Origin of the sequence: Brevibacillus sp. SAFN-007a, from assembly GCF_051967035.1 — a bacterium.
Taxonomy (GTDB): domain Bacteria; phylum Bacillota; class Bacilli; order Brevibacillales; family Brevibacillaceae; genus Brevibacillus.
In genome coordinates, this window is record NZ_JBQCKK010000006.1 from 15,316 (window position 1) to 40,791 (window position 25,476).

Here is a 25,476-nt window from a genome sequence, read left to right on the forward strand (position 1 = left end):
ATCATTCGACAAACGCGAAAAGAAAAATCCCCATGAATAGGGGATTTCAACGTTTAGTTGCCACGATTGACATTATCGGAATTTTGAACGAGCTTCACCATGAGGGAAGCCAGTGCTTGTTGCTGCTGCTGATCGCCCGCGTCCCAAAGCTGCTTCAACAGGCGCTCCTGGTCATTTTTCGGGTCGACCTGCTCTGCCAGATAGCCACCAATCTGGTACGCTACGTTTTCCAGTGTCTGGCTTTCCATACCAGCCTGTTTCGCCTGTTCTACTCGCTCTCCGAGAAACTCTTTCCAGTCGCGAAAGTTGTCCAAAATCGACATTAGGGAATTCCCTCCTTTTTTTCGTTGCGGCAGCGGTCTTCTACCGCCCACACAAGAGGTAGACTTCCACCATTTGTCGGAAATTATTCACGAGCGCGTGAACGGCTCCTAGGTGTACCAGCCGCCGTTCGGACTGATGATCTGGCCTGTCACATAGCTCGCATCTGCGGACAGCAAAAAGCGTACGACAGCCGCCACCTCGCGGGGATCGCCCAAGCGGTTCGCCGGGATTTCGTCGGCGATCATCTCCACCTCGTCCGGGGAAAAGCGCTCCATCATCCCGCCCCGGATCGCTCCGGGGGCAACGGCGTTGACCGTGATGCCGTTTGGCGCCATTTCCTTGGCCAACGCTTTGGTAAACGTGTTGATTGCGCCTTTGGTCAAGGAGTAGAGTACCTCGCAGGAGCCGCCCGTCAGACCCCAGATCGACGAGACATTGACGATCCGCCCGTAGCGCTCGCGCAGCATCGCAGGCAAGGCAGCCTGGCAAACCAAAAAGGCGGAGCGAACGTTCAGCGCCACCAGCTCGTCAAACGTCTCGACAGACACGTCGGTAAACAGGCCGACGTGATCGGCCGAGGCGTTGTTGACAACCAGAAGCGGCGGTGATGGCATCTGGCCGAACATCGCCGCGATTTGCCCCGGATCGCGCAAGTCCGCCTGCAGCTTGACGCAAGGGACAGCGCGTTCCTGGCACAGCTGCACCAGACGATCCAGCTTGTTCTCCGAGCGGTTGTAATGCAGGTACAGGGGCACCCCTGCTTCCGCCAGGCAGGCTGCAATCGCCTGCCCGATCTCTCCAGAGGCCCCCGTCACCAATGCCCAAGGGATGTTTTCCGTCATGCTCATTCCCTACTCCTGCGGCGAAGCGGACCGCACGATGGACACGGCCATCTGCTCCTCCAGAAAATGCTCGTTCAGGCGCGTCTCCACTTCTTCGCGTGTAATCGACTCCAAGGTGGGCACCACGGAAAACAGATCGTTACCGTTGAACTTGAAGCTCGTAAATTGATTCGCGATAAACTCCACCGAGTTGAGGGAACGCAGGAAATGGCCGATTTTTTTCCGCTTGGCCCGCTCGAACTCCTCCTGGCTGATTCCTTTTTGCTTGAGCTGCGCGATTTCTGTCTTGATCGTGGCCACAAGCTTATCCGGGTCAGGCGTATCTCCGCCGATGATCGTATAGGCGTAGTCCTGTTCGCTGCTGTAGTCAAAATCAAAGCTGTCCGTAATCAGTTCATTCTCGTACAGCCGCTCGTAAATGGCTGAGCTGGTGCCAAACGCGATGTCCAATACGAGCTTCGTCGTCAATTCTCTTCGCAGCAACGCTTCTTTCGTCAGCCCGGTTTCCTTTTCCTTGATGCCGATCAGACATTTGGGCAGACCGACCGGGAGAATCGCTTCGATCTTGGCCTCCGCCGGAGCGGCAGGCTCCTCGGGAAATACCCGGGTAATTTGCGGCGCAGGGGGGAATTCCTTCTTTGTCTGGTTCTCGCGGATCAGCTTCATGATCGCCTCCGGTTCAAACGAGCCTACGACCAGAAGCAGCATGTTTGCCGGATGGTAAAACGTTTCATAGCATTGGTAGAGGGATTCTTTGGTGATATGCGAGATGCTTTCGATCGTGCCGGCAATTTCAATGTTGATCGGATATTTTTGGTACATGGCCTTGAGCAGGTTCATGTAGACCTTCCAGTCCGGATTGTCGTCGTACATGGTGATTTCCTGGCCAATGATTCCCTTTTCCTTTTCCACGCTGGCATCCGTGAAGTACGGCTCCTGCACGTAGTCGAGCAGCAGATTCAGGTTGTCGTCCAGCTTGTCTGTGCACGAAAACAGGTACGCGGTACGGTTGAAGCTGGTAAATGCGTTGCAAGAGGCTCCGTTTTTGCTGAACTCGTGCATGACATCGCGGTCTTTTTTCTCAAACATTTTGTGCTCCAGAAAATGGGCGATCCCGTCCGGCACGTTGATCTCTTCGCCGCTGCGCGTTTTGAAATGGCTGTCAATCGAGCCGTAGCGCGTGGTAAATACGGCATACGTCTTGCTGAAGCCTTGTTTGGGCACCAGGAAGACTTGCAGTCCGTTGTCCAGGGTTTCGTGGTAGACGGTTTCGTTTACTTGCTCAAAAACAGTCGTCTGCATGATTACGCCTCTCCCTTCTTGTCGCGAAGCAAGTAAATCGTGTCGATCGCGACCTTGTTTGCTACCCGTTTGATGTCTTCCAGGCTGGTCTGCCGAATCCCGGCAAGGAGTTCATCCAGCTTGCGCTTGCGGCCGCTGATCACGCCGTTGTACGTAAAGTCGATCATGCCGCGGGCGCTGTCCAAAAGCTCGCGAAACTGGTTGGACAGCGTAGCTCGCGTCTGCGTCAGCTCTTCTTCTGAAATGTTGCCGGCCCGCATCTCGTCCAGTTGCTCCTTGATGATCTCTACTGCGCGCTTGTATTTGCCCACGTCGATCCCCGACATAATCATCATGATGCCTTTATGGCTCTCCAGACGCGATACGGCGTAGTAAGCGAGGCTTTCTTTTTCCCGGACATTGACAAACAGCTTGGAGTGCGGGAATCCGCCCAAAATACCGTTGTACAACAGCAAAGCCGGATAGTCGTCATCCTTGTAGGTCACCTGCGTCCGGCAGCCGATATTCAGCTTGGCCTGATTCACGTCGAGGCGATCAATGACTTCTTTTTCTTCCGCCACGGGCTTGGTCGCGCCACCAAGTTGCAGCTCTCCCGCATCTGTGCGCGCAAGCGGGATATGCGTGCGAATGGCATCGGCCACGGTTTGCGGCTCGACATCCCCGACGACGAACATGTTAATCGGGTTGGCCGTAGTGATTTCCTGGAAATAGCGATACAACTCTTCGCCCGTGATCGCCGGCAAGTCTTGTACGCGCCCCTGGACCAGCAGGGAGAACGGCTCTCCCTTGCACATTTCTTCCGTGACGCGCTGATTGGCGTACTTCATCTTGTCGTCAATCAGGCTCTCGATCCGCTTTCGCAGCGCTTCCTTCTCCTGCGTCACGTACTTCTCGGCAAACGCATTGTTTGGCACATGCGGCCGCACCAGCATGTCGCCTACAAACTGAATCGCCTGTTCCAAAAGCGCGTCTTCTTTGGACAGGTACTTTTCGTTCGGCACCTCCATATAGATTTGCAGGATTTGCCGTTCTCCTTTTTTCATCACATCTACATCAAAGATGGCACCGTACAAAAAGTCGAGGTGCGCGCGCAATTGCTTGGTCTCCGGAAACCGGGCGCTTGCCCGCTTCATGACGTTCGCCAGCAGCGCGGTTTTGGTCACGTGTTCCTCCGACAGAGCCTGCTCAATCATCGTTACGATCGTCGTGGTTTTGAATTTGGCGGTCGGAAGAATATGTACGTTCATCCCGTTAATGCGGGAGCTTTGAAACGCGATCTCAAACGCTTGTGCTTTCATGGCAACTTCTCCCTTCTCCATCTGCGTATACTTCTCTATTGTAACCAATTGGCAGGCCATCTTTCATCAGAATCTTCCATTATATTTATTTGCCCTGTTTTCCATCGTATGCGCGTGCAGTCGTCCATAAGACTCCTCGCGTAATCCCTTGCCCCTTGAAAAAAGAAAAGAGCAGGCCCCCTTTTTCAGACGCTTGCTCCCTGCTCCGTACTACAAATCCATATTATCCCAGTCACTCTTGTCATTCGAAATGACATCCTCTTCCACGAACCGACCGCAATCAGCAGACAGGCAAAGCACCCCCGTCAATTGGTCGTCGTGAAACGGCAAGCCGTGATTTCCTCCGCAATACGGACAGACCCACATTGGAAAAGCCCCCTATTTGTCAGGATTCCTCACTGGATAGTCTGCCCCATTTCGCCCACAAGCTTCCCGCTTTCTTTTGTTCTTTTGCTGCACCTCCAGACAAAAAAAGCGCCCGGAAATCCCGGTAGAACGCAAACGGCTGTGCGTACGCAGTCGACCGTTCATGTCTTTCCCTCCCCCGGGCGATCTCCGCAAAAACAGGATCGCGCAGGAAAGGAAACGGGTTCCAGACGCAAAACGATATCCATTTGTCCTTATCGAGAGCCGGTATCGTACGGTTTGCCCAGTGCGGCAGGAGCGTTGGAGCGACCCACCAGACCAGCCATGACCAAAATGGTCAGTACGTACGGCAGCATGAAGATAAACTCGGTCGGAATGAACTTGGTCAGTCCGAAAATCTGTACCAACGACTTGATGGCTTGGGCCACCCCGAAGAACAAGGCCGCTCCCATTGCTCCAGCCGGATGCCATTTTCCGAAAATCAGCGCGGCAATCGCAATAAAGCCTTGGCCGGATACCGTGTTATGGGAAAAGTTGCTCGTCGTCGTCAGCGAGATGGTCGCTCCGCCCAAAGCAGCCAGCGCACCGCTAATCATGACAGCGGTATAGCGCATTTTTTTGACGTTGATCCCGACGGTGTCCGCAGCGCGTGGATGCTCACCGACGGCGCGCAGACGCAATCCGAACGGAGTCTTGAAGATCAAATACCAGGTCAAAGCGACAGCGATGAAGGCCAAATAGCTGGTAGGATACGCTTCAAAAAGCGCATGGCCCAGATACGGAATGTCATGCAAGAGCGGGATTTCCCACTTGCCAAAGACGCTGGTCAAGGTCGTTGTCTGACCAGCCCCGTTAAAGATGATTTTGGTCAGGTACACAGACAGCCCTGCTGCCAAAAAGTTCAAGGCCACGCCGCTGACGGTCTGATCCGCTTTGAAGGTAACGGAAGCGACAGCATGCGGCAGGGCAAAAATCGAACCGGCGATTCCCGCGAGAATAAAGCCGATCCACGGAGCAAGCGCTCCCATCGAATCCTGAAACGCATAGGTAATGACGGCACCCGTGAAGGCACCGATAATCATCATGCCTTCCAGCGCGATATTCACGACACCAGAGCGCTCCGAGTAGAGTCCGCCCAATGCGGCAAAAATCAAGGCAGTGGAAAACACGATGGTATCATGAACGAGGTTGCTAAGAATGACTCCCCAATCCATCAGTTTCCACCTTCCTTTTTCTTCTTCAAGATTGGTTTGACAAAAATTTTCACGATGCCGTGCGCCGCCACAAAAAAGATGACAGAAGCGATGACGACACGGATCAGCTCAACAGGCACGCCAGCGCCAAACTTCATGCCGGCTGCACCAAAGGTGAGAATCCCGAACAAAATGGCGGCAAGTACGACGCCAAGCGGCGTATTTCCGCCGATCAGCGCGACGGCAATCCCGTCGAAGCCATAGCCTGGCTGCGCCGTCATGATCGCCTGGTAATGGAACACGCCCAAAATTTCGCAAGCGCCACCAATACCCGCGAACAGACCCCCGATGAACATCGCTTTGACGACATTTCGGTTTACGTTCATCCCGGCATATTCGGAAGCATGCGGATTGAGACCTACGGCACGCAGCTCGTAGCCCGACTTGGTTTTCCAAAGAATGACATAGAAAAAGATAGCGGCAAGCACAGCAAGCAAGGTTCCCCAGTGCAAGCGGGCACTGTCAAACAGTTGCGAAAGCCAGCTGATCGTAATCATCGAAGATTCCTTAATCATTTCCGAACGCTGTTGTCCGGCCGGGATGAAAAAGGCATTCATGACCCAGTTTGCCAGGTACAGCGCAACCCAGTTCAGCATGATGCTGGTGATAACCTCGTTCACGCCGCGAGCCGCTTTCAAATAACCGGCAATCGAGCCCCACAGGCCGCCTGCTACCGCGCCCGCAATGACAGCGAGAGGCGCGTGAATGTAAGCAGGAAGGTCAAAGGAAACCCCCACGGTCGTAGCAGCAACCATCCCGACAATAAACTGGCCCTCTGCCCCGATGTTAAACAGTCCTGTCCGAAAGGCAAAGGCCACGGAAAGACCCGTAAAGATCAGCGGCGTAATCTGCCGGATCGTTTCCCCGAAGTTGTAGGCGCTTCCGAATACCTTTTCAATCAGCGCCGTGTAAGCCTGAATCGGGTTGAAGCCGCCTGCCAGCATGGCGATCGCTCCGGTCAACAGACCGAGGATAATCGCGACGACAGGAACGAGGAACGATTCTTTTGTAAAGACAGCGATCACTTTATTCATCGTTTCCTCCTCCAGGCATTCGTTTTCCGCCGGACATCATCAAGCCCAGCTCTTGCTCGCTCGTCGATTTGGCATCGACGATTCCTACGATGCTGCCCTCATAAATGACGGCGATCCGGTCAGACAGGTTGATGACCTCATCCAACTCCAGCGAAAGCAGCAAAACCGCCTTCCCTTTGTCGCGCTGTTCGACCAGACGGCGATGAATAAACTCGATCGCCCCTACGTCCAGGCCGCGTGTCGGCTGTGCGGCAATCAACAGATCCGGATTCTTGTCCACTTCACGGGCAATAATCGCCTTTTGCTGATTTCCTCCGGAGAGAGCGCGCGCTGGCGTATAGATAGAAGGCGTACGCACGTCAAACTCCTCAATCAGCTTGGCCGCATGCTTGTCAATCGCGCCATAATCGAGAAAGCCGTTTTTGTTAAACGTCGGGTGGAAATACGTTTCCAACACCATATTCTCGCTCATGGTAAAATCCAGAACCAATCCGCGCTTGTGACGGTCCTCCGGAATGTGCGACAAGCCCGCTTCCGAGATATCCCGTGGAGACTGGTTGGTAATGTCTTTGCCATTGAGAAGGACACGGCCGCTGGTTGCTTTTCGCAACCCGGTCAAGACTTCAATCAGTTCGCTTTGCCCGTTGCCATCGACGCCTGCAATCCCCAAAATTTCGCCCGCGCGCACTTCCAGGCTGAGGTTGTTCAGCGCGTTGACACCGCGGTTGCCCATTGCGGTGAGGTTTTCAATGGCGAGGATCGTTTCCTTCACCTTCGCCTCGGTTTTATCCACGCGGAAATTGACTTCGCGTCCGACCATTTTGGCTGCCAGCTCGTCCGGATTCGTGTCTTTTACCAGCACGGAGTCAATCACTTTCCCGCGACGAATAATGGTGCAAGCATCGCAAACCGCCATGATTTCCTTGAGTTTGTGCGTAATCAGGATGATGGTCTTGCCCTCTTTGACCAAGTTATGCATGATTTCAATAAGTTCATGAATTTCCTGAGGGGTCAGAACAGCCGTCGGCTCGTCAAAAATCAAGATGTCCGCTCCGCGGTAAAGCGTTTTCAAGATCTCTACGCGCTGTTGCATGCCTACGGAGATATCCTGAATCTTGGCTCGCGGATCTACCTTTAGTCCATATTGGTTTGACAGCTTTTCCACCGCTTTTTCGGCGCTTTGGATATCTATTTGCAACCCGTTTTTCGGTTCATTTCCCAATACAATGTTCTCTGTTACCGTAAACGTCTCCACAAGCATAAAATGCTGGTGCACCATCCCGATGCCAAGCTCGTTGGCAACGTTGGGGCTGGTAATCTTCACTGGCTTTTCGTTGATGAGGATTTCGCCTTCGTCAGGCTGATACAGGCCAAACAAAATATTCATTAACGTGGACTTGCCTGCGCCGTTTTCTCCGAGAAGCGCATGAATTTCGCCTTTCTTGACAGAAAGCGTAATGTTGTCGTTTGCCACAATACCGGGGAACCGCTTGGTAATCCCGCGCATCTCCACTACTTTTTTTACCGAACTCAACCTTGCTCACCCCATTTTTTGGGTTTAGTGTGAAGGGAAAGAACAAGGCCAGTTCCTAGAACCAGCCTTGTCCATTTGCCGCTTCATCGTCTTACTTGTCTGGCACTGTGATTTCGCCTTTCACGATTTTCTGCTTGTATTCTTCAACCAGCTTCAGTACGTCTTCTGGAACATTCTTCGTGGAGGTGGAAGCCAAACCTACACCGTCTTCCGCAAGGCCGAGCCATTTGATTTTGCCGCCCTCGAATTTTCCTTCGGCTACATCTTTGGATACACGGTATACAGCTTCATCCACGCGTTTTACCATGGAAGTGAGAGTAATCTCATCGCCGAACGTCAGGGATTGGTCTTTGTCCACGCCGATTACCCAAACGTCCTGGCCTTTTGCTTTGCGGTCTTTTGCTTCGTTAAATACGCCGTCACCTGTACCGCCGGAAGCGTGGAAGATGATATCAGCGCCTTGGTCGTACATTTGGGAAGCTGTCGATTTGCCAAGGTCAGGCTTGTCGAATGCGCCTGTGTACACTTTAATGACTTTTACGCTAGGATCAACCGCTTTTACCCCTGCTTCGAAGCCGACTTCAAAGCGTTTGATCACCGGGATTTCAACGCCACCCACGAAACCGACTGTTTTCGTTTTGGACATCTTCGCTGCCACTATCCCAGCGAGGTAGGAACCTTCGTGCTCCTTGAAGAGAACGGATTCAACGTTTGGCGCGTCAACTTCCGCGTCGATGATCGCAAGCTTTGCATCTTTGTTTTCGTCTGCTACTTTTTTCAGGTGGTCGCCCATCAGGAAGCCGATACCCCAAGTCAGATCCCATTTGTCTTTTACAAATTGAGTCAGGTTAGGTACATACTCAGCGTCACTGGTGGATTGCAGATAGTTAACGCTGTCTTTTGGCAGGTTCATATCGGCTTGGAAACGTTGCAGACCTTCCCAGGCACTTTGGTTGAAGGAGTTGTCGTTTACACCGCCAACGTCCGTCACCATACCAATTCTGATCGCCGTTTTGGCACCGCCTTCAGCGCCGCTGTTGCTTCCGCCATTCTGTGGTTGCGCTTCCTTGCTTCCGCAACCGGCCAGAACAAGCGACAAGCTGAGTGTTGCCACAGAAAGCACGGATAGAACTTTCTTCATCTGAGATTACCCCCTGTTTTTAGTTGATGAAAATTGTTGCGCGAGGTTTCCCCCACGATCACAACCGTCTCCGCACGACATGAAAGTGAATTTTGTCAGCTCTGAAGTAGTTATGGGAGTATAAAACAGGCTTTTCACTTTCGTCGTAATGAATCTGCTTGAGCAAGAGCAATGGTGTCGATTTGTCGCAATGCAGCAGATTGGAAACCTTTTCATTGTAGCCCATGGGTTCAATGTGAGCCACTGCATACGAAATTCGTACTCCTGTAGCGCTCTCCAGCCATTTGAAAATGGATTCCTCACCAGCCGTATAGCCTTCTGGCACCAAGCGCGCAGGAATACGGTCGATACAGTAGACCACAGGTTCGCCGTCAGCCGTCCGTATGCGCTCTACCGTCAGCATACCTTCACCCGGATTTAAGGCCAAACTCTTCCGCTCTTCGTCTCCCGCCTCGCCAAAGGACGTCTTCAGGATCATGGTCCCTGCGGTATATCCTTGACGTTCAATTGCATCCGTCACACTAAAGAGTTCCCCAATTCCGCCCGAAAAAACAGGCTTGGAGTTGATAAAAGTACCCACTCCGTGTCGGCGAATCACAATTTTCTCTTCTTCCAGAAGGCGGAGCGCTTCGCGAAGGGTTGCCCTGCTTACGCCTAACTGCTTGGATAGTTCGGCTTCGGATGGGAGGCGTTCACCGGGACGCAGTCGTCCGGTTTCGATGTCACTCTTGATTTTGTCCATAACCAAGAGGAAAAGTGATCGAACATTCCCTTTGATGCTCATGTCAAATTCACTCCTGTTGTCCTCGAGCCATCCCAACAGGTAGGACGTCAGACCTCTGATTCTCATGAGACGTGATAACAACAATTCCCCTCAATCTGTTAAAAATTTTACATGAGGGTTGTCCATCATGCAAGTCAAATATTTTAAAACGGCAACCAGAAAAAAACGACCTCGCCGGCAGCATTCCACCGGCAAAGTCGCGGGTTTTAGGAAATATTTGATTCAATGGAAGGACGTGGAACACGAACCTCTCGCGGCTTGGAGCCTTCGTACGGGCCAACCACCCCTTGCGCTTCCATCATGTCAATCAGCCGTGCTGCCCGGGTGTAGCCCACCCGCAGACGGCGCTGCAAAAGCGAGGCCGAGGCCGTTTGGGCTTCTGAGACGATCTGCACAGCCTGATCGTACAGTTCGTCATCCACCACAGCCTGCTGCTCCTCCTGTACTTCGCCGGGAATCATTTCTTCGTGGTAGCGCACTTCCTGCTGCTCTTTCACAAAGTGGACGACTTCCTCCACCTCCTTGTCGGAAACGAAAGCGCCCTGCACGCGGATTGGCTTGGAGGCCCCCATCGGCAAGAACAGCATGTCGCCTCTGCCAAGCAGCTTCTCCGCTCCGCCCATATCCAGAATCGTCCGGGAGTCTGCCATGGAAGAGACGCCAAAGGCAATGCGGGAAGGAATGTTCGCTTTGATGACCCCCGTAATGACGTCGACGGAAGGACGCTGAGTGGCAATGATCAAATGAATGCCGGAGGCTCGCGCCATCTGCGCCAGGCGGCAAATCGCATCCTCTACTTCGCCGGGGGCGACCATCATCAGGTCAGCCAGCTCGTCGACGATGACGACAATGTACGGCAGAGGCGTTCCCTGCCCTTGCGCGTTGTACATCTCGATGTTGCGGCTTCCTGTCTTCGCAAACAGATTGTAGCGCCGCTCCATTTCGGCCACGACTTTTTTCAGCGCCACAGAAGCCCGCTTCGGATCGGTCACAACGGGGGCCAGCAAATGCGGAATGCCGTTGTAAACGTTCAGCTCCACCATTTTCGGGTCGACCATCATCAGCTTGACCTCGTCCGGCTTGGCCTTGAACAAAATGCTCATAATCAATCCGTTAATGCAGACCGACTTCCCGCTGCCCGTAGCTCCGGCCACCAGCAAGTGCGGCATTTTCGTCAGATCGGCCACGATCGGCTGCCCCGAAATATCGCGGCCCAAAGCAACGGTCAGTTTGCCTGCCGCGTCCTGATAGGGGGAAGATTCCAGCACCTCGCGAAGCGACACGACGGCTACCTCGGAATTGGGAACCTCGATGCCGATGGCCGACTTCCCCGGAATCGGCGCTTCCATGCGGATGTCTTTGGCCGCCAGCGCCAGCGCCAGGTCATCCGTCAAGCTGACAATCCGGCTTACTTTTACTCCGGTGGCAGGCTGCACCTCGTAACGGGTGACGGCCGGGCCCCGATGCACTTCGGAGACGGTCGCGCTCACCCCAAAGCTTTTCAAGGTTTGCACCAGTTTGAGCGCATTCGAGGTGTGATCCACATCTTTGGCCGTTCCGATTGAACGCGGTCTGGCCAGCATCTGCAAGCTCGGCAGCTCATAGGGCACAGTCGGCTGCTCTTCGCCCGTCTCCAGCGTTCCGAAAATCTCCTCGTCCCCCTCCAGGGCAAACGTAATTTCCTGCTTCGTTTGCGCGGCGGCAGGCTTGGCAGCCGGGTCAGGCGCTGTTGTCGCCTCGTCCTCCATCGCGATTCGTTCGGCAAAATCGTGAATGACCGGGATGACAGGCTGCTCCACCGCTTGCTCGTCGAAGTTCGCCTTGCGCTCTCTCACCGAAATCGCACCCGTGTCCGATTCGTCCGCTCCCGGCAGCTTCTCTTTGCGCTGCGCGTCCGCTTCCTTCGTCTCTTTTTTCCTGCGCTCGCCCTCCTCCTGCAAAAGCTGGACGGAGTCTTTGATCGCTTCCTTCGCTTTGCCGTAGAAGAGCGCGATTTTGTCCCGCCCAAACATCAAAATGTTCACATAAGAAAGATTGAACAGAAACATAAGACCGACGAGAAACAAAAAGACAATCATCAAGCCTGTTCCAATCGTTCCGACGAGGCCGTTGGTGACAGCGAAGAAGAGCGCGCCCACCATGCCTCCGCCCACCCCGGTCGTGGACACCTTTTGACTGTGATCCAGCCAAATTCTGTCCCAGGTCACCCGGATGATGCTCTGCTCGGCGAATTTGCCGTCCGCCGTGATCTGCTTGTACAAGATCAGATGATCCCACGTCAGGATCGCAAGTCCGATCAACGCAATCCCCAGCACACGATAGGTAAGTCGCGGTGGCTGTCGCGTAAACATCATATGGACGGCCATTCCGATCATCAGCACAGGGATGAGAAAATCCCAGGAGCCTGCCATGAAACGGAACAAAAACGCGAGGATATTTTTGCCCAGCCATCCGCTTTCCAGAAGTCCGATCAAGGACAGCACAATGATGAGCAATCCGAGCAGCTCTATTTTGACAACCGAGGCCAATGCCGCTTGGGACCGCTCTCTTTTTCTCCTACTCAATGGCATGCCTCCTTTTTGTGCTTACTACCGCTATGTACAAGAAATGGGAAAAAGGCAGCCGTAGTTTGTTCGGCTGCTGTTCGTACATCCTTAGTATAACACAGGAAATTCATAGAAATACAGGACTTCTTAGACGAGCCATTCCGGGTGGAACTGAACTTTTTGTCCAGGGGCGTAATGGGCTTTCAAATAGTCCTGCGGGTCCGGACTAATCAGCCTGACGATTCGCCCTTCATACGGCCCGGTCCGCTCCACCAGCATGGTCGCATGGCCGTTCGTAATCTCTTCCAGCTCCTGTTTTTCCACCTGGTCCATGTTGGCAAAAACCGTCTCTACCGGGATGATCGAGTAAAAAATCATTGGAGAACCCGCTCCTCCCCATTTCGGGCTTTTTCGATCAGTTCGTTCAGTTTTTTCAGCGCCTTGCCCAGACCGCCGACCTCGTCGATCAGGCCGTACTTGACGGCATCGACGCCGATAACATTCGTTCCGATATCGCGAGTCAACTCGCCTGTACGCATCATCAGCTCCCGAAACTTCTCTTCGGAAATGTTCGAATGGCGGGCGATAAAGCTGACGACGCGATCCTGCATTTTGTCCAAGTATTCAAAGGTTTGCGGAACCCCGATGACGAGCCCTGTCAGCCGAATCGGATGGATGGTCATCGTCGCGGTTTCCGCGATAAACGAGTACGTACCGGCAACGGCAATCGGCACGCCGATGCTGTGGCCGCCGCCGAGAACAAGCGTCACGACGGGCTTGGACATCGAAGCCACCATCTCCGCAATCGCCAGCCCTGCTTCCACGTCTCCGCCTACGGTGTTCAAAATCACGAGCACCCCTTCGATCTTGCTGTTTTGCTCGGCTGCAACCAGCTGCGGGATCAGATGCTCGTACTTGGTGGTCTTGTTCTGCGGGGGCAGTTGAATGTGCCCTTCCACTTGTCCGATGATGGTCATACAATAAATATTGCTTTCCAGCTGCGGTACGGTGGTTTGCCCCAATTGGCTGATGGAGTCCAGGACCCTTTTTTTGGAATCTTCCTGGGCGGGAGCTTCCGCAGGCGGCGAAACAGCAGGCTCCTGTCCATCCGGAGGCGAGGTTTCGGGCGCAGCGCCTTTGTCGTCGTTCGCAAGCGAGCTTGTAAAGGGCGGCTTATTTAAAAATGCGTTGTATGGTTGCTTTGACATGGATGATCCTCCCTCACTTTCCTTTGTAGTATGGTTAGCGAATGGGAAAATCATGCGCCGCCCACGGCCAAAAAAGCCAGGAACCCCCTTCATTCCGGTGGATTCCTGGCTCTTTTTCCTTCCCTTACACTTCCATAATAATCGGCAGGATCATCGGACGGCGACGCGTTTGTTCGTACAGATAACGTCCCAATGATTCCTTTACATTATTTTTCAGGGATGACCATTCATTTACATTTTCTTCCATGCATTTGATAAGTGTTTGGGTCACGATGCGATTCGCTTCATCCAGCAGTTCCTCGGATTCACGCACATAGACGAAACCGCGAGAGATGATGTCTGGGCCAGACAGAATCGTGCCGTTTTGTTTGCTGAGTGTCACGACAACTACCAGTATGCCGTCTTGGGACAGTAATTTGCGATCTCTAAGTACGATGTTTCCAACATCGCCGACACCCAGGCCGTCAATCAGGACGTTGCCTGCGGGGACTTTCGGGCCGTAACGCGCCCGTCCCCCGGAGATTTCCACCGTATCGCCGTTATCCAGCAAAAAGATGTTCTCCTCCGGGATGCCCACCTGCTCTGCCAGCAACGCATGCATTTTCAGCATCCGGTATTCGCCGTGAACAGGAATAAAGTACTTAGGCTTCATTAAATTCAGCATGAGCCGCAGTTCTTCCTGACTGCCATGACCGGAGACGTGGACGGTTCCGTTAGGTCCATGGCCGCCATAAATCACATCGGCACCAATTCTCGAAAGCTGGTCAATCGTGCGCGCGACATACTTTTCGTTCCCCGGAATCGGGGTCGCCGCGATAATGACCGTATCTCCTGGAAGGATGTCAATTTTCCGATGGGCGGATCGGGCCATGCGAGTGAGCGCGGACATTGGCTCTCCTTGGCTTCCAGTAGACAAAATCACGACTTGTTCAGCAGGCAGCTTGTTGATTTCGTCGCTCTCGACAATCAAGCCATCGGGAACGAACAAATAGCCCAGCTCTCTGCTGATATTGATGACGTTTTGCATGCTTCGGCCAACGACCGTCAGCTTGCGGTTGAACTGCACGGCTGCATCCACGACCTGCTGGATGCGGTGCACGTTCGATGCGAAGGTAGAGACGACGATTCGTCCCGTCGCCTTGCTGAAGACGTCTTTGATGGCCAGGCCCACCGAGCGCTCCGATCCGGTAAATCCGGGCCGTTCTGCATTGGTACTGTCAGACAGCAAGCACAGTACGCCGCGATCGCCAATCATGGCCATCTTGGCCAGATCAGCTGCCTGGTTGTTGATCGGCGTTTGATCGAACTTGAAGTCTCCTGTATGGACGACGTAGCCTTCGGGCGTTTCCAGGCAGACTCCCACACAATCCGGAATACTGTGATTCACCCGGAAAAAGGTCGCTTTCATTTTTCCGAGAACGACTTCCGAATCGCTGTGAATCAATACGCGCTTCGTTTCGTTTAGAATACCCGCTTCTTTCAATTTTGCATCAATCAGGCCGAGGGTAAGTTTTGTCGCATAAACCGGGACTTTCAAATGCTTCAGCACATAGCTGAGGCCGCCGATATGATCTTCGTGTCCATGCGTAATGATAATACCCCGAACTTTGTCGCGGTTCTCCTCCAAGTAGGTGATGTCCGGAATCACCATGTCAATTCCCAGCATTTCCTCTTCCGGGAATTTCAATCCGGCATCAATCACTACGATGTCGTCCCCGCTTTGTACCACGTACATATTCTTCCCAATTTCGCCGACTCCGCCCAGGGCGAAAATGAGAACAGAGTGATTCGACTTTGCCAAACGTGTAACCTCCTATATTTAGTTGTCATGTCCACTCAAAAAAACCGCCCCAAATCACTTGTTTTCATTATACCCGAAGTGAAAACCTGAACACAAGGAAAAAGAGCCATCCCGTTGTGGAATGGCTCTTGGACATCTCGTTCTTTTGGTGGGCTAGTCAAGCAATGCGTGTACAAATGCTTTTTCCTGCTCGTTCAACTCTACCAATGGCAGGCGTACTCCCCCCACAGCTACGCCGAGCTTTTCCAGCGCGACTTTGGTTGGTCCTGGACTCGGATAGGCGAACAGTCCTTCGAACACAGGCATCAGCTTGCGGTGGATACACGCTGCTTCTGCGTGTTTTCCCTGGAAGAAGGCGTCCATCATCTCGGTCATTGGCGTCCCGACCACATGGCTCGCCACACTGACAACGCCCACCCCGCCAATCGACAGGACGGGCAACGTCAAACTGTCGTCACCGCTGTACAGCTCGAAGCCTTCCGGCGCATGCTCGATAATTTGCGCCATCTGCCCCAGATTGCCGGACGCTTCCTTGATGCAAACCACGTTGGGCAACTGGGCCAGACGCAACGTCGTCTCTGCCGTCATATTCACAACCGAACGGCCTGGTACGTTGTACAGCATGACAGGGAGATCCGTCGACTCTGCCAGTGCTTTGAAATGAGCGTACAAACCTTCCTGGGACGGCTTGCTGTAGTAAGGAGCGACAACCATGACAGCGTCTACGCCGATGGACTGAACCGCCTGGGTGAACGCGATGCTGGATGCCGTATCGTTGCTGCCCGTTCCCGCGATAATGTGGCATTTGCCTTTCGCATACGCTACTGCGTGGCGAAACAGCTCCAGCTTCTCCTCGCGGGAGAGCGTCGGCGACTCGCCTGTCGTGCCGCTCAGCACGATCCCTGTCGTCCCATTGGCGAGCAGGTGATCGATCAGGCGCTCCGTTTTATCGAAATCAATCTCTAATTGCTCATTAAAAGGCGTTACCATGGCGGTAACCAGCCGACCAAAACGTGCCACTAGCTTTCCCACTCCTCTTGTTGTAGTTCCACAGACATCAAAAATGAAAATAAGAGTGCTCACATATGGTGGGCGTGCAGTTGGAACTGTTGATGCAGGGCGCGTACCGCCCGCACCATGTCTGACTCACGCACCAGTACCCAAATCGTCGTATGGGAGTCCGCCGACTGCAAAATTTGAATATCTTCTTTCGTCAAAGCCTCCACAATCCGCGCCATGACGCCGGGAACTCCGGTCATACCCGCCCCGATGACAGAAACCTTCGCGCAGTGCGGCAAAAGCTGCGGCTCATATCCCATGTCCGTCAGCAGCCGCGCTGCTTTTGCTCCCATCTCGTCATGAACCGTGTAGGCAACCCCCAATGGGTTCACGTTGATGAAATCGACACTGATGTTATTGGTTGCCATCGTTTTGAATACTTGCAGCTGCGTATCGTAGTAGCCTTCCTTGTTGGCCACCTTGATCTGGGTGATGTTTGGCACATGAGCAATCCCCATGACGACCCTGTCCTGTACCGAATATCCCTTTTTGCCGATCTCCAGCATGGTCGTCACCAGTGTACCAGGGTCGTCCGAAAACGTAGAACGAACGCGAATCGGCACGTTCGCCTGCATCGCGATTTCTACCGCTCGCGGATGAATCACTTTTGCTCCCAGATGAGCCATGTTGCAAATCTCGGTGTACGTCACCATGCCGAGCGGCTGTGCTTCTTCGACGATGCGCGGGTCCGCCGTCATGATGCCTTCCACATCCGTAAAAATGTCCACCATCTCGGCTTGCAGGGCAACGCCGAGAGCTGTGGCTGTCGTGTCACTGCCACCGCGTCCCAGCGTCGTAATTTCCCAATCCGCTGTCCGCCCCTGGAAGCCGGGAACGATCACAACCTGGCCTGCTTGCAGGTGCTGCAAAATGCGGCTCGGGTCAATCGAGAGAATTTGGGCGTTGGTAAAATCGTCACTCGTCACGATATTGGCCTGGCCGCCCGTCAGGATGGTAGCCTTGATTCCGCGGGAATTCAGCATGCTGCACATAACGGTAGCGGAAATGATCTCCCCGGTATGCATCAGCATATCCATCTCGCGACGAGGCAGCTGGTTCCCATTGCTGCGAACCAACTGCAAAAGTGTATCGGTTGCGTAAGGATCGCCTTTGCGCCCCATGGCCGATACGACAACGACGAGGGCATACCCTTCGTCGATCGCTTTTTGTATATGGTAGATTGCCCTCATCCGGCAATCTTCCGTCGTCAAGGAAGAACCACCGAACTTCTGGACGAGAATCTTCACAAACCTCTCCCCTATGCTCGTGCTTTGATAAGTTCTTCAGCGATTTGTACGGTATTCCATGCTGCACCTTTGAGAAGGTTGTCAGAAACAATCCACATATGCAGTCCCCGAGGATGATGCAGATCACGACGCAAGCGGCCGACAAATACATCCAGCTTGCCGGTAGCATCCGTAGCCAGAGGATATTGTTGTTCTTGCGGCGCGTCTACCACCACAACGCCCGGGGCGTTCTCCAAGAGAGCTTTTACCTCGTTCAGGTCGTAGTCCTGTTTCAGCTCTACATAGACCGACTCACTGTGTCCGTAAAAAGCCGGGATGCGTACGCATGTAGCAGAAACCTGCACAGTGTCATCGCCGAAGATTTTCTTGGTTTCATTGACCATTTTCATTTCTTCGTACGTAAAGCCGTTGTCGGTAAACACATCAATTTGCGGGATCGCATTGAAGGCAATCGGATGGTGTACAGGCAGCTTGCCTACAGGCAGCACCTGACACACGGGTTCTTTTCCGTCCAGCACATCGCGGCTCTGCTCGCGCAGTTCGTTGATGGCGGACTGGCCGGCCCCAGACACTGCCTGGTAAGTCGAAACGATAATCCGGTCTATTCCAAAACGATCGTACAAGGGTTTCAGAGCGGCCACCATCTGAATGGTAGAGCAGTTCGGGTTCGCGATGATTCCTTTATGGGCGAGAGCGGCGTCCATGTTCACCTCTGGCACAACGAGCGGCACATCCGGGTCCATCCGGAATGCGCTGGTGTTGTCGATCACGACAGCGCCGTGACGCACCGCGTGAGGAGCCAGCTCCTTGCTTACGCCTCCGCCCGCGCTGAACAGGGCAAAATCAATTCCCGCAAAGCTCTCGGGCGTAGCCTCTTCCAGGACAACTTCTTGTCCCTTGAAGGTGACTGTCTTGCCGGCAGAACGTCCGGAAGCAAGCAGCTTGAGCTGTTTGATCGGGAAGTTGCGCTCTTCCAGCAAGCGAATCATTTGTTGTCCGACTGCGCCAGTCGCACCGACTACTGCTACATTGTAAGTCAGTTGGTTAGCCATCTCTTACTCTCCTCCTAATCGCGAAAAGCAGGTGAATTGTTTTTGTGTTTGGTTTAGTAGTTGAATCGTTCGATGAGCAAGGGTTGCAATTGCCTACCTTCCAATGCCGCCTCGCATGTCTCCAGCAACAGGTCCATACGGGCAACGAGCGAGTTTGGCTTTTTGTCCGGAGCATCCTGTCCGAACGGCACGAAATAGATATTCTTCGCCGCCAACAGCTTGGCAATATTGGCAGCGTTTAATCCCAGACCATCATTGGTGGAAATCGCGATGACAAGCGGTCGCAAATTGCGCATGGTCGCCTTGGCCGCCATGAGGACGGCGCTGTCGGTAATGGCATTTGCCAGACGGCTGGTCGAGCTGCCCGTGCAGGGAGCGATCAGCATGACGTCCAACAATTTTGAAGGTCCCAAAGGTTCTGCCTGGGGAATCGTCGAAATCAGTTCCTCCCCTGTCAAATCCTTGAGCTGCTGCTGCCAGCTCTGCGAAGTCCCAAAGCGAGTGTCGGTGGTCATGATCGTATGGGAAACAATCGGGATCACTCTCGCTCCGGCGTCCACAAACCGCTTGATTTGCGGCATGGTTTCTTCAAACGTGCAGTGCGATCCAGACAATCCAAAACCAATGGTCTTTCCCTGCAGCTTACTCATGTTGACTCCCCCCTGGTTTTCCTCTGCTCCGCAATGAGACGCGACAAAGTCTGGGCCAAAATCTGCCCTGCGGTTTTCGGTGCAACGATTCCAGGCAATCCGGGAGCGAGAAGCGCTTTGATGCCGCGTCTTTCGGCGTATCGAAAATCTGTCCCTCCCGGCTTGGAGGCAAGATCGAGAATAAACGCCGATTGCGGCATTTGCGCAATGATCTCTGCCGTGAGGAGCAACTGCGGGACGGTATTAAAAATGAAATCAGCATTCGTGACTTGTTCCTTTAGCTCACTGATCGGGAAGGGAGTCATTCCCATCTCATAGATGCGTGCCAAGTGTTCTTGACGTCTAGCCCCCACTCTCACGCGCGCTCCCAATGCATGCAGGGTCCGGGCCATTGACAAACCTGTTCGACCTAATCCCAACACGATGGACTGCGATCCATGAATCGTGATATCCGTATGTTGAATCGCCATCATGAGCGCTCCTTCCACGGTCGGGATGGAGTTGTAGATGGCTACGTCATCGCGATCCAGCAGCTCCACGAGAGGGATCTGCTTGGATGCCACCAGTTTTTTCAGGTAAGGTTTTGCCATTCCCGTATATACCACGCAATGCTTCGGCAAGCTTTCCACGTGTTGATCCAGAAGCTGCAATTGTTTCGAGCAAAAAATGCTTTCCACAAAGCCTTGGTCATCGGTTCCTACGATGGGCAGGATGAGGGCGTCCACGTCTTTCAACACATCGCATGTTAATGGTCGCTTCGTTGCCCCGGTAAAATTGCTTTCCAGGTTGTCGAAGCCCACTAACGTGACACTGGCGTCCAGTTGAATGCATCGCTTGATGACTTCCAACTGGCGAGCGTCTCCGCCAATGAAGGCAACATGTATGCCCGTTAGCATGCTGCGTTCCCCTTTCCACACATTTTACTGCATTAAATGATCGGAACGCAAAGGTTTTCCTTTTGAAAAAAGATGTCGGAAATCCATGCGGTCTACCCCCATCCTATTCGACTCCCGCTACTTCGGTGACACCCGCGCCTACTTTTGCGTAGCTTGTGTCTCTACCTGCGCAAGCGAGATGATGACCATGTCCGGACCGATTTTCACGATCGAGCTCCACGGGATCACCAGGTCCTCCCGTTTCTTCCCGAAGCCAAAGAAGCTGCCGCCGGGCAAGATGATCGACTGAATGACGCCGTTTTCCGGGTGGATGACGAGGTCGGTGTCGCTGATGACTCCCATTTTTTCCCCGTTGTCCAAGCCGATGATTTCTTTCCCGCCCAATTCGCTAAGCCGCATGGAGAAGCCCCCCTTTGTCCTGTTTGCGTTACTGTTGATATACGCAAAAAAATCCGGGCTATGCCGGATTTTTCCCAAGGGAGAGACTAGAGCAAACTGTCGCTTTTCACATTGGACGGGTATCCATCCAGCGGGCTTACCATCGCCATCGCCAGCTTCGAGCGGAACAGCTGCTGCGCTACAGCCAGGACCGATTCGTGCGAGACACTGTCGATTTTGGCGATGATTTCATCCAGGCTGAGATGGCGCTCCAGCAGCAGCTCGTTTTTACCGAGGCGGCTCATCCGGCTGTTGGTGCTCTCCAGACTGAGCATGAGGCTGCCTTTCAACTGCTCCTTCCCTTTGTTCAACTCCTTGTCGGTGATGCCGTGGTCGGCCACGTCGCGCAGGACGTTTGTCACGATATCGAAAACCTGCCCGACTTGCTCAGGCGCCGTACCCGTATAGATGGTAAACGTGCCCGCTTCCTTGTAGGAGGAATGGTACGAGTACACCGAGTAGGCCAGCCCCCGCTCTTCACGAATTTCCTGGAAGAGACGCGAGCTCATGCTGCCGCCCAGAACGTTGTTCAGCAAAATGAGCGAGTAAATATCCGGATGCCCCACCTGGAAGCCCGGCAACGACAGACAGAGATGCGCTTGCTCTGTCGCCTTGTGATGCGCGATGGTATTCGCCGCAAACGCTGGTTCGGCCAAAGTCGGGAGCTTCCCGGCGCGCTGGAACCCGCTGAAACGCTTTTGAATCTCCTCAATCAGGCTGTCGTCAAAATTGCCGGCAACCGTTACGACTGTATTCGTCGGGAGATAGTGCGCGTCAATGTAGCGAATGAGGTCATCCCGCTTCAGGCTGCGCAGGACGTCTTCCGTTCCCAAAATCGAATAGCCGAGCGGATGCGTACTGTAGGTCGCTTTTGCGATCAAATCGTGGACGAGATCGTCAGGCGTATCTTCGTACATGCTGATTTCTTCGATGACCACGTTTTTTTCCTTCTCCAGCTCCTCCGCATCGAATACGGAGTTGAAATACATATCGGCAAGCACATCCAGCGCGATCGGTGCGTGCTGGTCCAGCACCCGCGCATAGTAGCAGGTATACTCTTTGGAAGTAAAGGCGTTTACGTTTCCGCCGATCTCGTCAAAGGTCTCTGCGATTTCTTTCGCAGACCGTGTACTCGTTCCTTTGAAAAACATATGTTCGAGAAAATGGGAAATCCCGTTGTTTTTCTCGTTTTCGTATTTCGAACCGGTCCCCACCCAGATGCCCAACGCAACAGAGCGAACAGACGGAATACGTTCCGTCACAATTCGAAGACCGTTTTCACAAGTATGACGTTGTATCACACAAATCCTCCTCGGTTAATCATCTCTCTATCCGCCCATTTTCAGGACTTGGTTGTAAACACGTCTAACTATAGCAAACTTCTTTTGTCTCCACAATAAATGAACACGTTTTCGCTTCCCGGCAGCTTCACGGCAGACGTCGACTGGAGAGAAGCTCGGATACCGTGACCGGATGCAATCCCTTCTTTTTGGCAATCGTAAGCAGTTGGTCCAGACTTGCCTCCGAGGCCGCTGTCGGGTGCATCAACACGAGCACGCCATTGCCCATCAAGCCGCTGATCTTTTGGATGACAAAGCTGGGAGAGGGCTTTTTCCAATCGACGGTATCTGCCGTCCACATGATTGTCTTCATCTGGTAAGAAGCGTACGCGATTTCTACGACCTGCCTGTTGAACGAACCGGAAGGCGGGGCAAACAAGACAGGCCTCGTGCCCAGCGTCTTGTAAATGATCTCTTGCGTACGGCTGATCTCCTGGTGGATGCGCTGCGTCCCCAGCGTGCTCATGTCGGGATGCGAGTAGGCATGATTGCCGATTTCATGCCCGCGAGCCGCAATTTTTTTCGCTTCTTCCGGATAGCGTTTGACCCATGAGCCATCGAGAAAAAACGTCGTCTTCACTTGGTGCTTCTCCAATGTATCCAGCATCGAATCCAGGTATTCATTGCCCCAGGCTACGTTAATCATGAAGGAAATGGTCGGCTTTTTCGGATTTCCGCGGTAGATGGGCTGCGCGCCGAGCTGGTCGAGCGAGATCGCTGGCGGGACTTCCTTGTAGACCAGCATTTCCGGCCCTGCCACTCCGGTAGCGAGCATCTTTTCCACCGACGCTTCCACGTCCACAAGGCGCCCGTTGTAGCCGGGAATCGCCTTCCACGTCTGATCCACAACAGCATCGACAGGCGCTTCCTCGCGCCCTTCCTTCCATTTCTCGATCTGGGCGCGCAACCGTTCTTTTTCATCCAGGATTTTTTCCGCGGTCACGACCTGATCGTTTTTGACCAAGCTGATGTATTGGTGAATCGGCTGGTATTGCAGCAGTATCGCCATCGCCCCTGCGACAAAGACCGTCACCCACAGCCTTCTCTTTCTTTCAGCCATCCCGGAGCCAGCCCTCCTCTGTGTACGTACAAGTCTCTCTTTGTCCAATGTATGAGCGAGGGGGATGACTTAGACACGCTGGCCAAAAGAAAAAAGCTTCCGTACACGAATTTCTTCGAGTGACGAAGCCTTTTGTTTGTCGTTTATTCTGCTTGAGTCGGTGCCTTGTCGGCTTGTGCTGCGGCTTGTTCCTTGAGCACGGCTTTGCGGGACAGGTTGATGCGTCCTTGATCGTCGATCTCGGTTACTTTCACTTGTACCTTGTCGCCAATCGCTACGACGTCCTCCGTCTTGGCTACGCGTTCCTCAGCCAGTTGGGAGATATGACACAAGCCTTCCTTGCCAGCAAACAGTTCGATGAACGCTCCATACTTTTCTACGCGCTTGACGGTTCCCAGATAAATCTGGCCGACCGCAACCTCGCGAACCAGGTCCTCGATGATTTGCTTCGCGCGCATGTTCGCTTCGTGGTTGATCGAAGCGATGAACACGCGTCCATCTTGCTCGATGTCGATTTTGACCCCGGTTTCTTCGATGATTTTGTTGATGACGCGACCTTGCGGGCCGATCACATCGCGAATTTTCTCCGGGTTGATGGTCATGGTCAAGATCTTCGGCGCGTAAGGAGACAGCTCTTTGCGCGGCTCGGAGATTGTGCTCATCATGTGCTTGAGGATGTGCAGTCGACCTTCGCGCGCTTGCTCCAGCGCTTGCTCCAGAATGTCCCGGTTGATTCCGGAAATTTTGATGTCCATCTGGATCGCCGTTACGCCAGCCTCGGTACCGGCTACCTTGAAGTCCATATCGCCCAAATGGTCTTCCATGCCCTGAATGTCCGTCAAAATCGAGAAGGACTGTTCATCCTTGCTCATAATGAGTCCCATGGCGATCCCTGCCACCGGAGCCTTGATCGGTACCCCTGCATCCATCAAAGCGAGTACGCTCGCGCAAATGGAAGCTTGCGATGTCGAGCCGTTGGACTCAATGACTTCGGAAACCAGTCGGATGGTGTACGGGAACTCGTGCTCGGATGGAATGATCGGCTCGATGGCACGCTCTCCCAACGCTCCGTGTCCGATTTCACGACGGCCTGGCGGACGCAGCGGACGAGCCTCTCCCACGCTGTACGGCGGGAAGTTGTAATGGTGCATGAATCGTTTCGATTCTTCCAGTCCAAGACCATCGAGAATTTGCACATCGCCCAGCGCGCCCAATGTGCAGACGCTCAACGCCTGTGTTTGCCCACGGGTAAACATGGCCGAACCGTGCGTACGGGCCAAAATGCCGACCTCGCTGGAAAGCGGACGAATCTCGTTCAAAGCTCGTCCATCCGGGCGGACTTTTTCTTCCGTAATGAGACGGCGAACTTCGTCCTTGACGATGTTGCCCAACACTTCGCTAATCATTTTCTCCTGCTCGGGATAAGCTTCCGGATCTTGGGCAGCGAAATGCTCCAGCGTCTCTTGCTTGATCGCGTCAATCGCGTCGTAACGCGCCTGCTTCTCTTCAATCCGAACGGATTCTTTCAGACGTGCTTCGGCGAATGCGCGCACAGCCTGATCGACTTCCGGATCGACTTCATGCAGGATGACTTCCATTTTTTCTTTGCCGATCTCGGCTACAATCTGGTTTTGGAACTCCACCAGCTGCTTGATGACCTCATGGCCAGCCATGATCGCTTCCAGCATCACAGCCTCCGGCACTTGGTCAGCGGCTGCTTCCACCATGTTGATCGCTTTGTGTGTACCGGCGACTACGAGGTGAATATCGCTTTTTTCTGCCTGCTCCACAGTCGGGTTGATGATGAACTCGCCATCAATGCGCCCAACGATGACGCCGGCAATCGGTCCTTCAAACGGAATCTCGGAAACGCAGAGAGCGGCAGACGTACCGATCATCGCGGCGATTTCCGGAGAGCAGTCCTGGTCAACCGACAGAACCGTATTGACAATCTGTACCTCGTTACGGAATCCTTCTGCAAAAAGGGGACGGATCGGGCGGTCGATCAAGCGGCTCGCCAAAATGGCTTTTTCGCTTGGACGACCTTCTCTTTTAATGAAGCCGCCGGGAATTTTTCCGACCGCATAGAGACGTTCCTCGTAGTTGACAGTCAGCGGGAAGAAGTCGAGCGCTTTCGGCTCCTTCGAGACTGTCACTGCAGACAGGATTGCTGTATCGCCGTACCGAACCAGAACCGAGCCGTTCGCCTGTTTGGCCATTTTGCCGAATTCCAGCGTCAGCTTGCGGCCTGCCAGTTCAAAATCATATGTACGGTATTGTTGCTCCATGATGCTAGCAGTC

23 protein-coding genes are annotated in these 25,476 nt (G+C 53.6%); all 23 read right to left on the reverse strand.

Translation table 11 applies throughout. The features are described from left to right. Positions 1-53 precede the first annotated feature (53 nt). Positions 54-323: a DUF3243 domain-containing protein gene (locus tag ACTHO6_RS09230; protein ID WP_440241244.1), complete on the reverse strand. Its 270-nt coding sequence runs from the start codon at positions 321-323 to the stop codon at positions 54-56. Positions 324-431: 108 nt separating this feature from the next. Then, positions 432-1,166, reverse strand: a complete 735-nt coding sequence (gene ymfI / locus ACTHO6_RS09235) for an elongation factor P 5-aminopentanone reductase (protein ID WP_440241411.1) — start codon at positions 1,164-1,166, stop codon at positions 432-434. 9 nt (positions 1,167-1,175) lie between these two features. Next, positions 1,176-2,468 carry an EF-P 5-aminopentanol modification-associated protein YfmH gene (gene yfmH / locus ACTHO6_RS09240; RefSeq protein ID WP_440241245.1) on the reverse strand — a complete coding sequence of 431 codons (1,293 nt, stop codon included), beginning with the start codon at positions 2,466-2,468 and terminating at the stop codon, positions 1,176-1,178. Positions 2,469-2,470: 2 nt separating this feature from the next. After that, positions 2,471-3,766, reverse strand: a complete 1,296-nt coding sequence (yfmF, locus tag ACTHO6_RS09245; RefSeq protein WP_440241246.1) for an EF-P 5-aminopentanol modification-associated protein YfmF — start codon at positions 3,764-3,766, stop codon at positions 2,471-2,473. 210 nt (positions 3,767-3,976) lie between these two features. After that, a complete protein-coding gene (locus ACTHO6_RS09250; protein ID WP_440241247.1) occupies positions 3,977-4,132 on the reverse strand; it encodes a hypothetical protein in 156 nt (51 codons plus the stop codon). A 254-nt stretch (positions 4,133-4,386) separates the two neighbouring features. Further along, positions 4,387-5,346 carry an ABC transporter permease gene (locus ACTHO6_RS09255; RefSeq protein WP_440241248.1) on the reverse strand — a complete coding sequence of 320 codons (960 nt, stop codon included), beginning with the start codon at positions 5,344-5,346 and terminating at the stop codon, positions 4,387-4,389. Beyond that, a complete protein-coding gene (locus tag ACTHO6_RS09260; protein ID WP_440241249.1) occupies positions 5,346-6,419 on the reverse strand; it encodes an ABC transporter permease in 1,074 nt (357 codons plus the stop codon). The genes ACTHO6_RS09255 and ACTHO6_RS09260 overlap by 1 nt, the downstream gene beginning before the upstream one ends. Then, positions 6,412-7,926, reverse strand: coding sequence for an ABC transporter ATP-binding protein (locus ACTHO6_RS09265; RefSeq protein WP_440241412.1), 1,515 nt, complete (start codon positions 7,924-7,926; stop codon positions 6,412-6,414). The genes ACTHO6_RS09260 and ACTHO6_RS09265 overlap by 8 nt, the downstream gene beginning before the upstream one ends. 118 nt (positions 7,927-8,044) lie before the next feature. After that, complete coding sequence (locus tag ACTHO6_RS09270) at positions 8,045-9,094, reverse strand: BMP family lipoprotein (RefSeq protein WP_440241250.1); 1,050 nt, start codon at positions 9,092-9,094, stop codon at positions 8,045-8,047. Between the two features lie 58 nt (positions 9,095-9,152). Beyond that, on the reverse strand, positions 9,153-9,878 hold the full coding sequence (locus tag ACTHO6_RS09275; protein WP_440241251.1) for a GntR family transcriptional regulator: 726 nt from the start codon (positions 9,876-9,878) through the stop codon (positions 9,153-9,155). A 206-nt stretch (positions 9,879-10,084) separates the two neighbouring features. Next, positions 10,085-12,448 (reverse strand): DNA translocase FtsK, encoded by a 2,364-nt coding sequence (locus tag ACTHO6_RS09280; RefSeq protein ID WP_440241252.1) that lies wholly within the window; start codon positions 12,446-12,448, stop codon positions 10,085-10,087. 123 nt (positions 12,449-12,571) lie between these two features. Further along, positions 12,572-12,802 carry a YlzJ-like family protein gene (locus ACTHO6_RS09285; protein WP_440241253.1) on the reverse strand — a complete coding sequence of 77 codons (231 nt, stop codon included), beginning with the start codon at positions 12,800-12,802 and terminating at the stop codon, positions 12,572-12,574. After that, a complete protein-coding gene (locus ACTHO6_RS09290; RefSeq protein ID WP_440241254.1) occupies positions 12,799-13,632 on the reverse strand; it encodes a ClpP family protease in 834 nt (277 codons plus the stop codon). Before ACTHO6_RS09290 ends, ACTHO6_RS09285 begins: the two co-directional genes overlap by 4 nt. A gap of 124 nt (positions 13,633-13,756) precedes the next feature. Next, positions 13,757-15,433: a ribonuclease J gene (locus tag ACTHO6_RS09295; RefSeq protein ID WP_440241255.1), complete on the reverse strand. Its 1,677-nt coding sequence runs from the start codon at positions 15,431-15,433 to the stop codon at positions 13,757-13,759. 153 nt (positions 15,434-15,586) lie between these two features. Next, positions 15,587-16,453 carry a 4-hydroxy-tetrahydrodipicolinate synthase gene (gene dapA, locus ACTHO6_RS09300; protein ID WP_440241256.1) on the reverse strand — a complete coding sequence of 289 codons (867 nt, stop codon included), beginning with the start codon at positions 16,451-16,453 and terminating at the stop codon, positions 15,587-15,589. A 59-nt stretch (positions 16,454-16,512) separates the two neighbouring features. Continuing rightward, positions 16,513-17,739 carry an aspartate kinase gene (dapG, locus tag ACTHO6_RS09305; protein ID WP_440241257.1) on the reverse strand — a complete coding sequence of 409 codons (1,227 nt, stop codon included), beginning with the start codon at positions 17,737-17,739 and terminating at the stop codon, positions 16,513-16,515. An 11-nt stretch (positions 17,740-17,750) separates the two neighbouring features. Continuing rightward, complete coding sequence (locus ACTHO6_RS09310; protein WP_440241258.1) at positions 17,751-18,791, reverse strand: aspartate-semialdehyde dehydrogenase; 1,041 nt, start codon at positions 18,789-18,791, stop codon at positions 17,751-17,753. A 53-nt stretch (positions 18,792-18,844) separates the two neighbouring features. Then, entirely contained in the window at positions 18,845-19,441 is a 597-nt protein-coding gene (locus ACTHO6_RS09315; protein WP_440241259.1) for a dipicolinate synthase subunit B, read from the reverse strand. Next, a complete protein-coding gene (gene dpsA, locus ACTHO6_RS09320) occupies positions 19,438-20,337 on the reverse strand; it encodes a dipicolinate synthase subunit DpsA (RefSeq protein ID WP_440241260.1) in 900 nt (299 codons plus the stop codon). Before dpsA ends, ACTHO6_RS09315 begins: the two co-directional genes overlap by 4 nt. 138 nt (positions 20,338-20,475) lie before the next feature. Next, positions 20,476-20,736 (reverse strand): YlmC/YmxH family sporulation protein, encoded by a 261-nt coding sequence (locus ACTHO6_RS09325; protein WP_440241261.1) that lies wholly within the window; start codon positions 20,734-20,736, stop codon positions 20,476-20,478. A gap of 86 nt (positions 20,737-20,822) precedes the next feature. After that, on the reverse strand, positions 20,823-22,076 hold the full coding sequence (locus ACTHO6_RS09330) for a M16 family metallopeptidase (protein ID WP_440241262.1): 1,254 nt from the start codon (positions 22,074-22,076) through the stop codon (positions 20,823-20,825). A 127-nt stretch (positions 22,077-22,203) separates the two neighbouring features. After that, positions 22,204-23,175 (reverse strand): polysaccharide deacetylase family protein, encoded by a 972-nt coding sequence (locus ACTHO6_RS09335; RefSeq protein WP_440241263.1) that lies wholly within the window; start codon positions 23,173-23,175, stop codon positions 22,204-22,206. A 143-nt stretch (positions 23,176-23,318) separates the two neighbouring features. Further along, on the reverse strand, positions 23,319-25,463 hold the full coding sequence (gene pnp, locus ACTHO6_RS09340) for a polyribonucleotide nucleotidyltransferase (protein ID WP_440241264.1): 2,145 nt from the start codon (positions 25,461-25,463) through the stop codon (positions 23,319-23,321). Positions 25,464-25,476: the final 13 nt, after the last annotated feature.

Bases quoted from the DNA above. Each gene is read 5' to 3' on its own strand.
- ACTHO6_RS09230 (WP_440241244.1), bottom strand. From the start codon at position 323: ATGTCGATTTTGGACAACTTTCGCGACTGGAAAGAGTTTCTCGGAGAG.
- ymfI (WP_440241411.1), bottom strand. From the start codon at position 1,166: ATGACGGAAAACATCCCTTGGGCATTGGTGACGGGGGCCTCTGGAGAG.
- yfmH (WP_440241245.1), bottom strand. From the start codon at position 2,468: ATGCAGACGACTGTTTTTGAGCAAGTAAACGAAACCGTCTACCACGAA.
- yfmF (WP_440241246.1), bottom strand. From the start codon at position 3,766: ATGAAAGCACAAGCGTTTGAGATCGCGTTTCAAAGCTCCCGCATTAAC.
- ACTHO6_RS09250 (WP_440241247.1), bottom strand. From the start codon at position 4,132: ATGTGGGTCTGTCCGTATTGCGGAGGAAATCACGGCTTGCCGTTTCAC.
- ACTHO6_RS09255 (WP_440241248.1), bottom strand. From the start codon at position 5,346: ATGGATTGGGGAGTCATTCTTAGCAACCTCGTTCATGATACCATCGTG.
- ACTHO6_RS09260 (WP_440241249.1), bottom strand. From the start codon at position 6,419: ATGAATAAAGTGATCGCTGTCTTTACAAAAGAATCGTTCCTCGTTCCT.
- ACTHO6_RS09265 (WP_440241412.1), bottom strand. From the start codon at position 7,926: ATGCGCGGGATTACCAAGCGGTTCCCCGGTATTGTGGCAAACGACAAC.
- ACTHO6_RS09270 (WP_440241250.1), bottom strand. From the start codon at position 9,094: ATGAAGAAAGTTCTATCCGTGCTTTCTGTGGCAACACTCAGCTTGTCG.
- ACTHO6_RS09275 (WP_440241251.1), bottom strand. From the start codon at position 9,878: ATGAGCATCAAAGGGAATGTTCGATCACTTTTCCTCTTGGTTATGGAC.
- ACTHO6_RS09280 (WP_440241252.1), bottom strand. From the start codon at position 12,448: ATGCCATTGAGTAGGAGAAAAAGAGAGCGGTCCCAAGCGGCATTGGCC.
- ACTHO6_RS09285 (WP_440241253.1), bottom strand. From the start codon at position 12,802: ATGATTTTTTACTCGATCATCCCGGTAGAGACGGTTTTTGCCAACATG.
- ACTHO6_RS09290 (WP_440241254.1), bottom strand. From the start codon at position 13,632: ATGTCAAAGCAACCATACAACGCATTTTTAAATAAGCCGCCCTTTACA.
- ACTHO6_RS09310 (WP_440241258.1), bottom strand. From the start codon at position 18,791: ATGGCTAACCAACTGACTTACAATGTAGCAGTAGTCGGTGCGACTGGC.
- ACTHO6_RS09315 (WP_440241259.1), bottom strand. From the start codon at position 19,441: ATGAGTAAGCTGCAGGGAAAGACCATTGGTTTTGGATTGTCTGGATCG.
- dpsA (WP_440241260.1), bottom strand. From the start codon at position 20,337: ATGCTAACGGGCATACATGTTGCCTTCATTGGCGGAGACGCTCGCCAG.
- ACTHO6_RS09325 (WP_440241261.1), bottom strand. From the start codon at position 20,736: ATGCGGCTTAGCGAATTGGGCGGGAAAGAAATCATCGGCTTGGACAAC.
- ACTHO6_RS09335 (WP_440241263.1), bottom strand. From the start codon at position 23,175: ATGGCTGAAAGAAAGAGAAGGCTGTGGGTGACGGTCTTTGTCGCAGGG.
- pnp (WP_440241264.1), bottom strand. From the start codon at position 25,463: ATGGAGCAACAATACCGTACATATGATTTTGAACTGGCAGGCCGCAAG.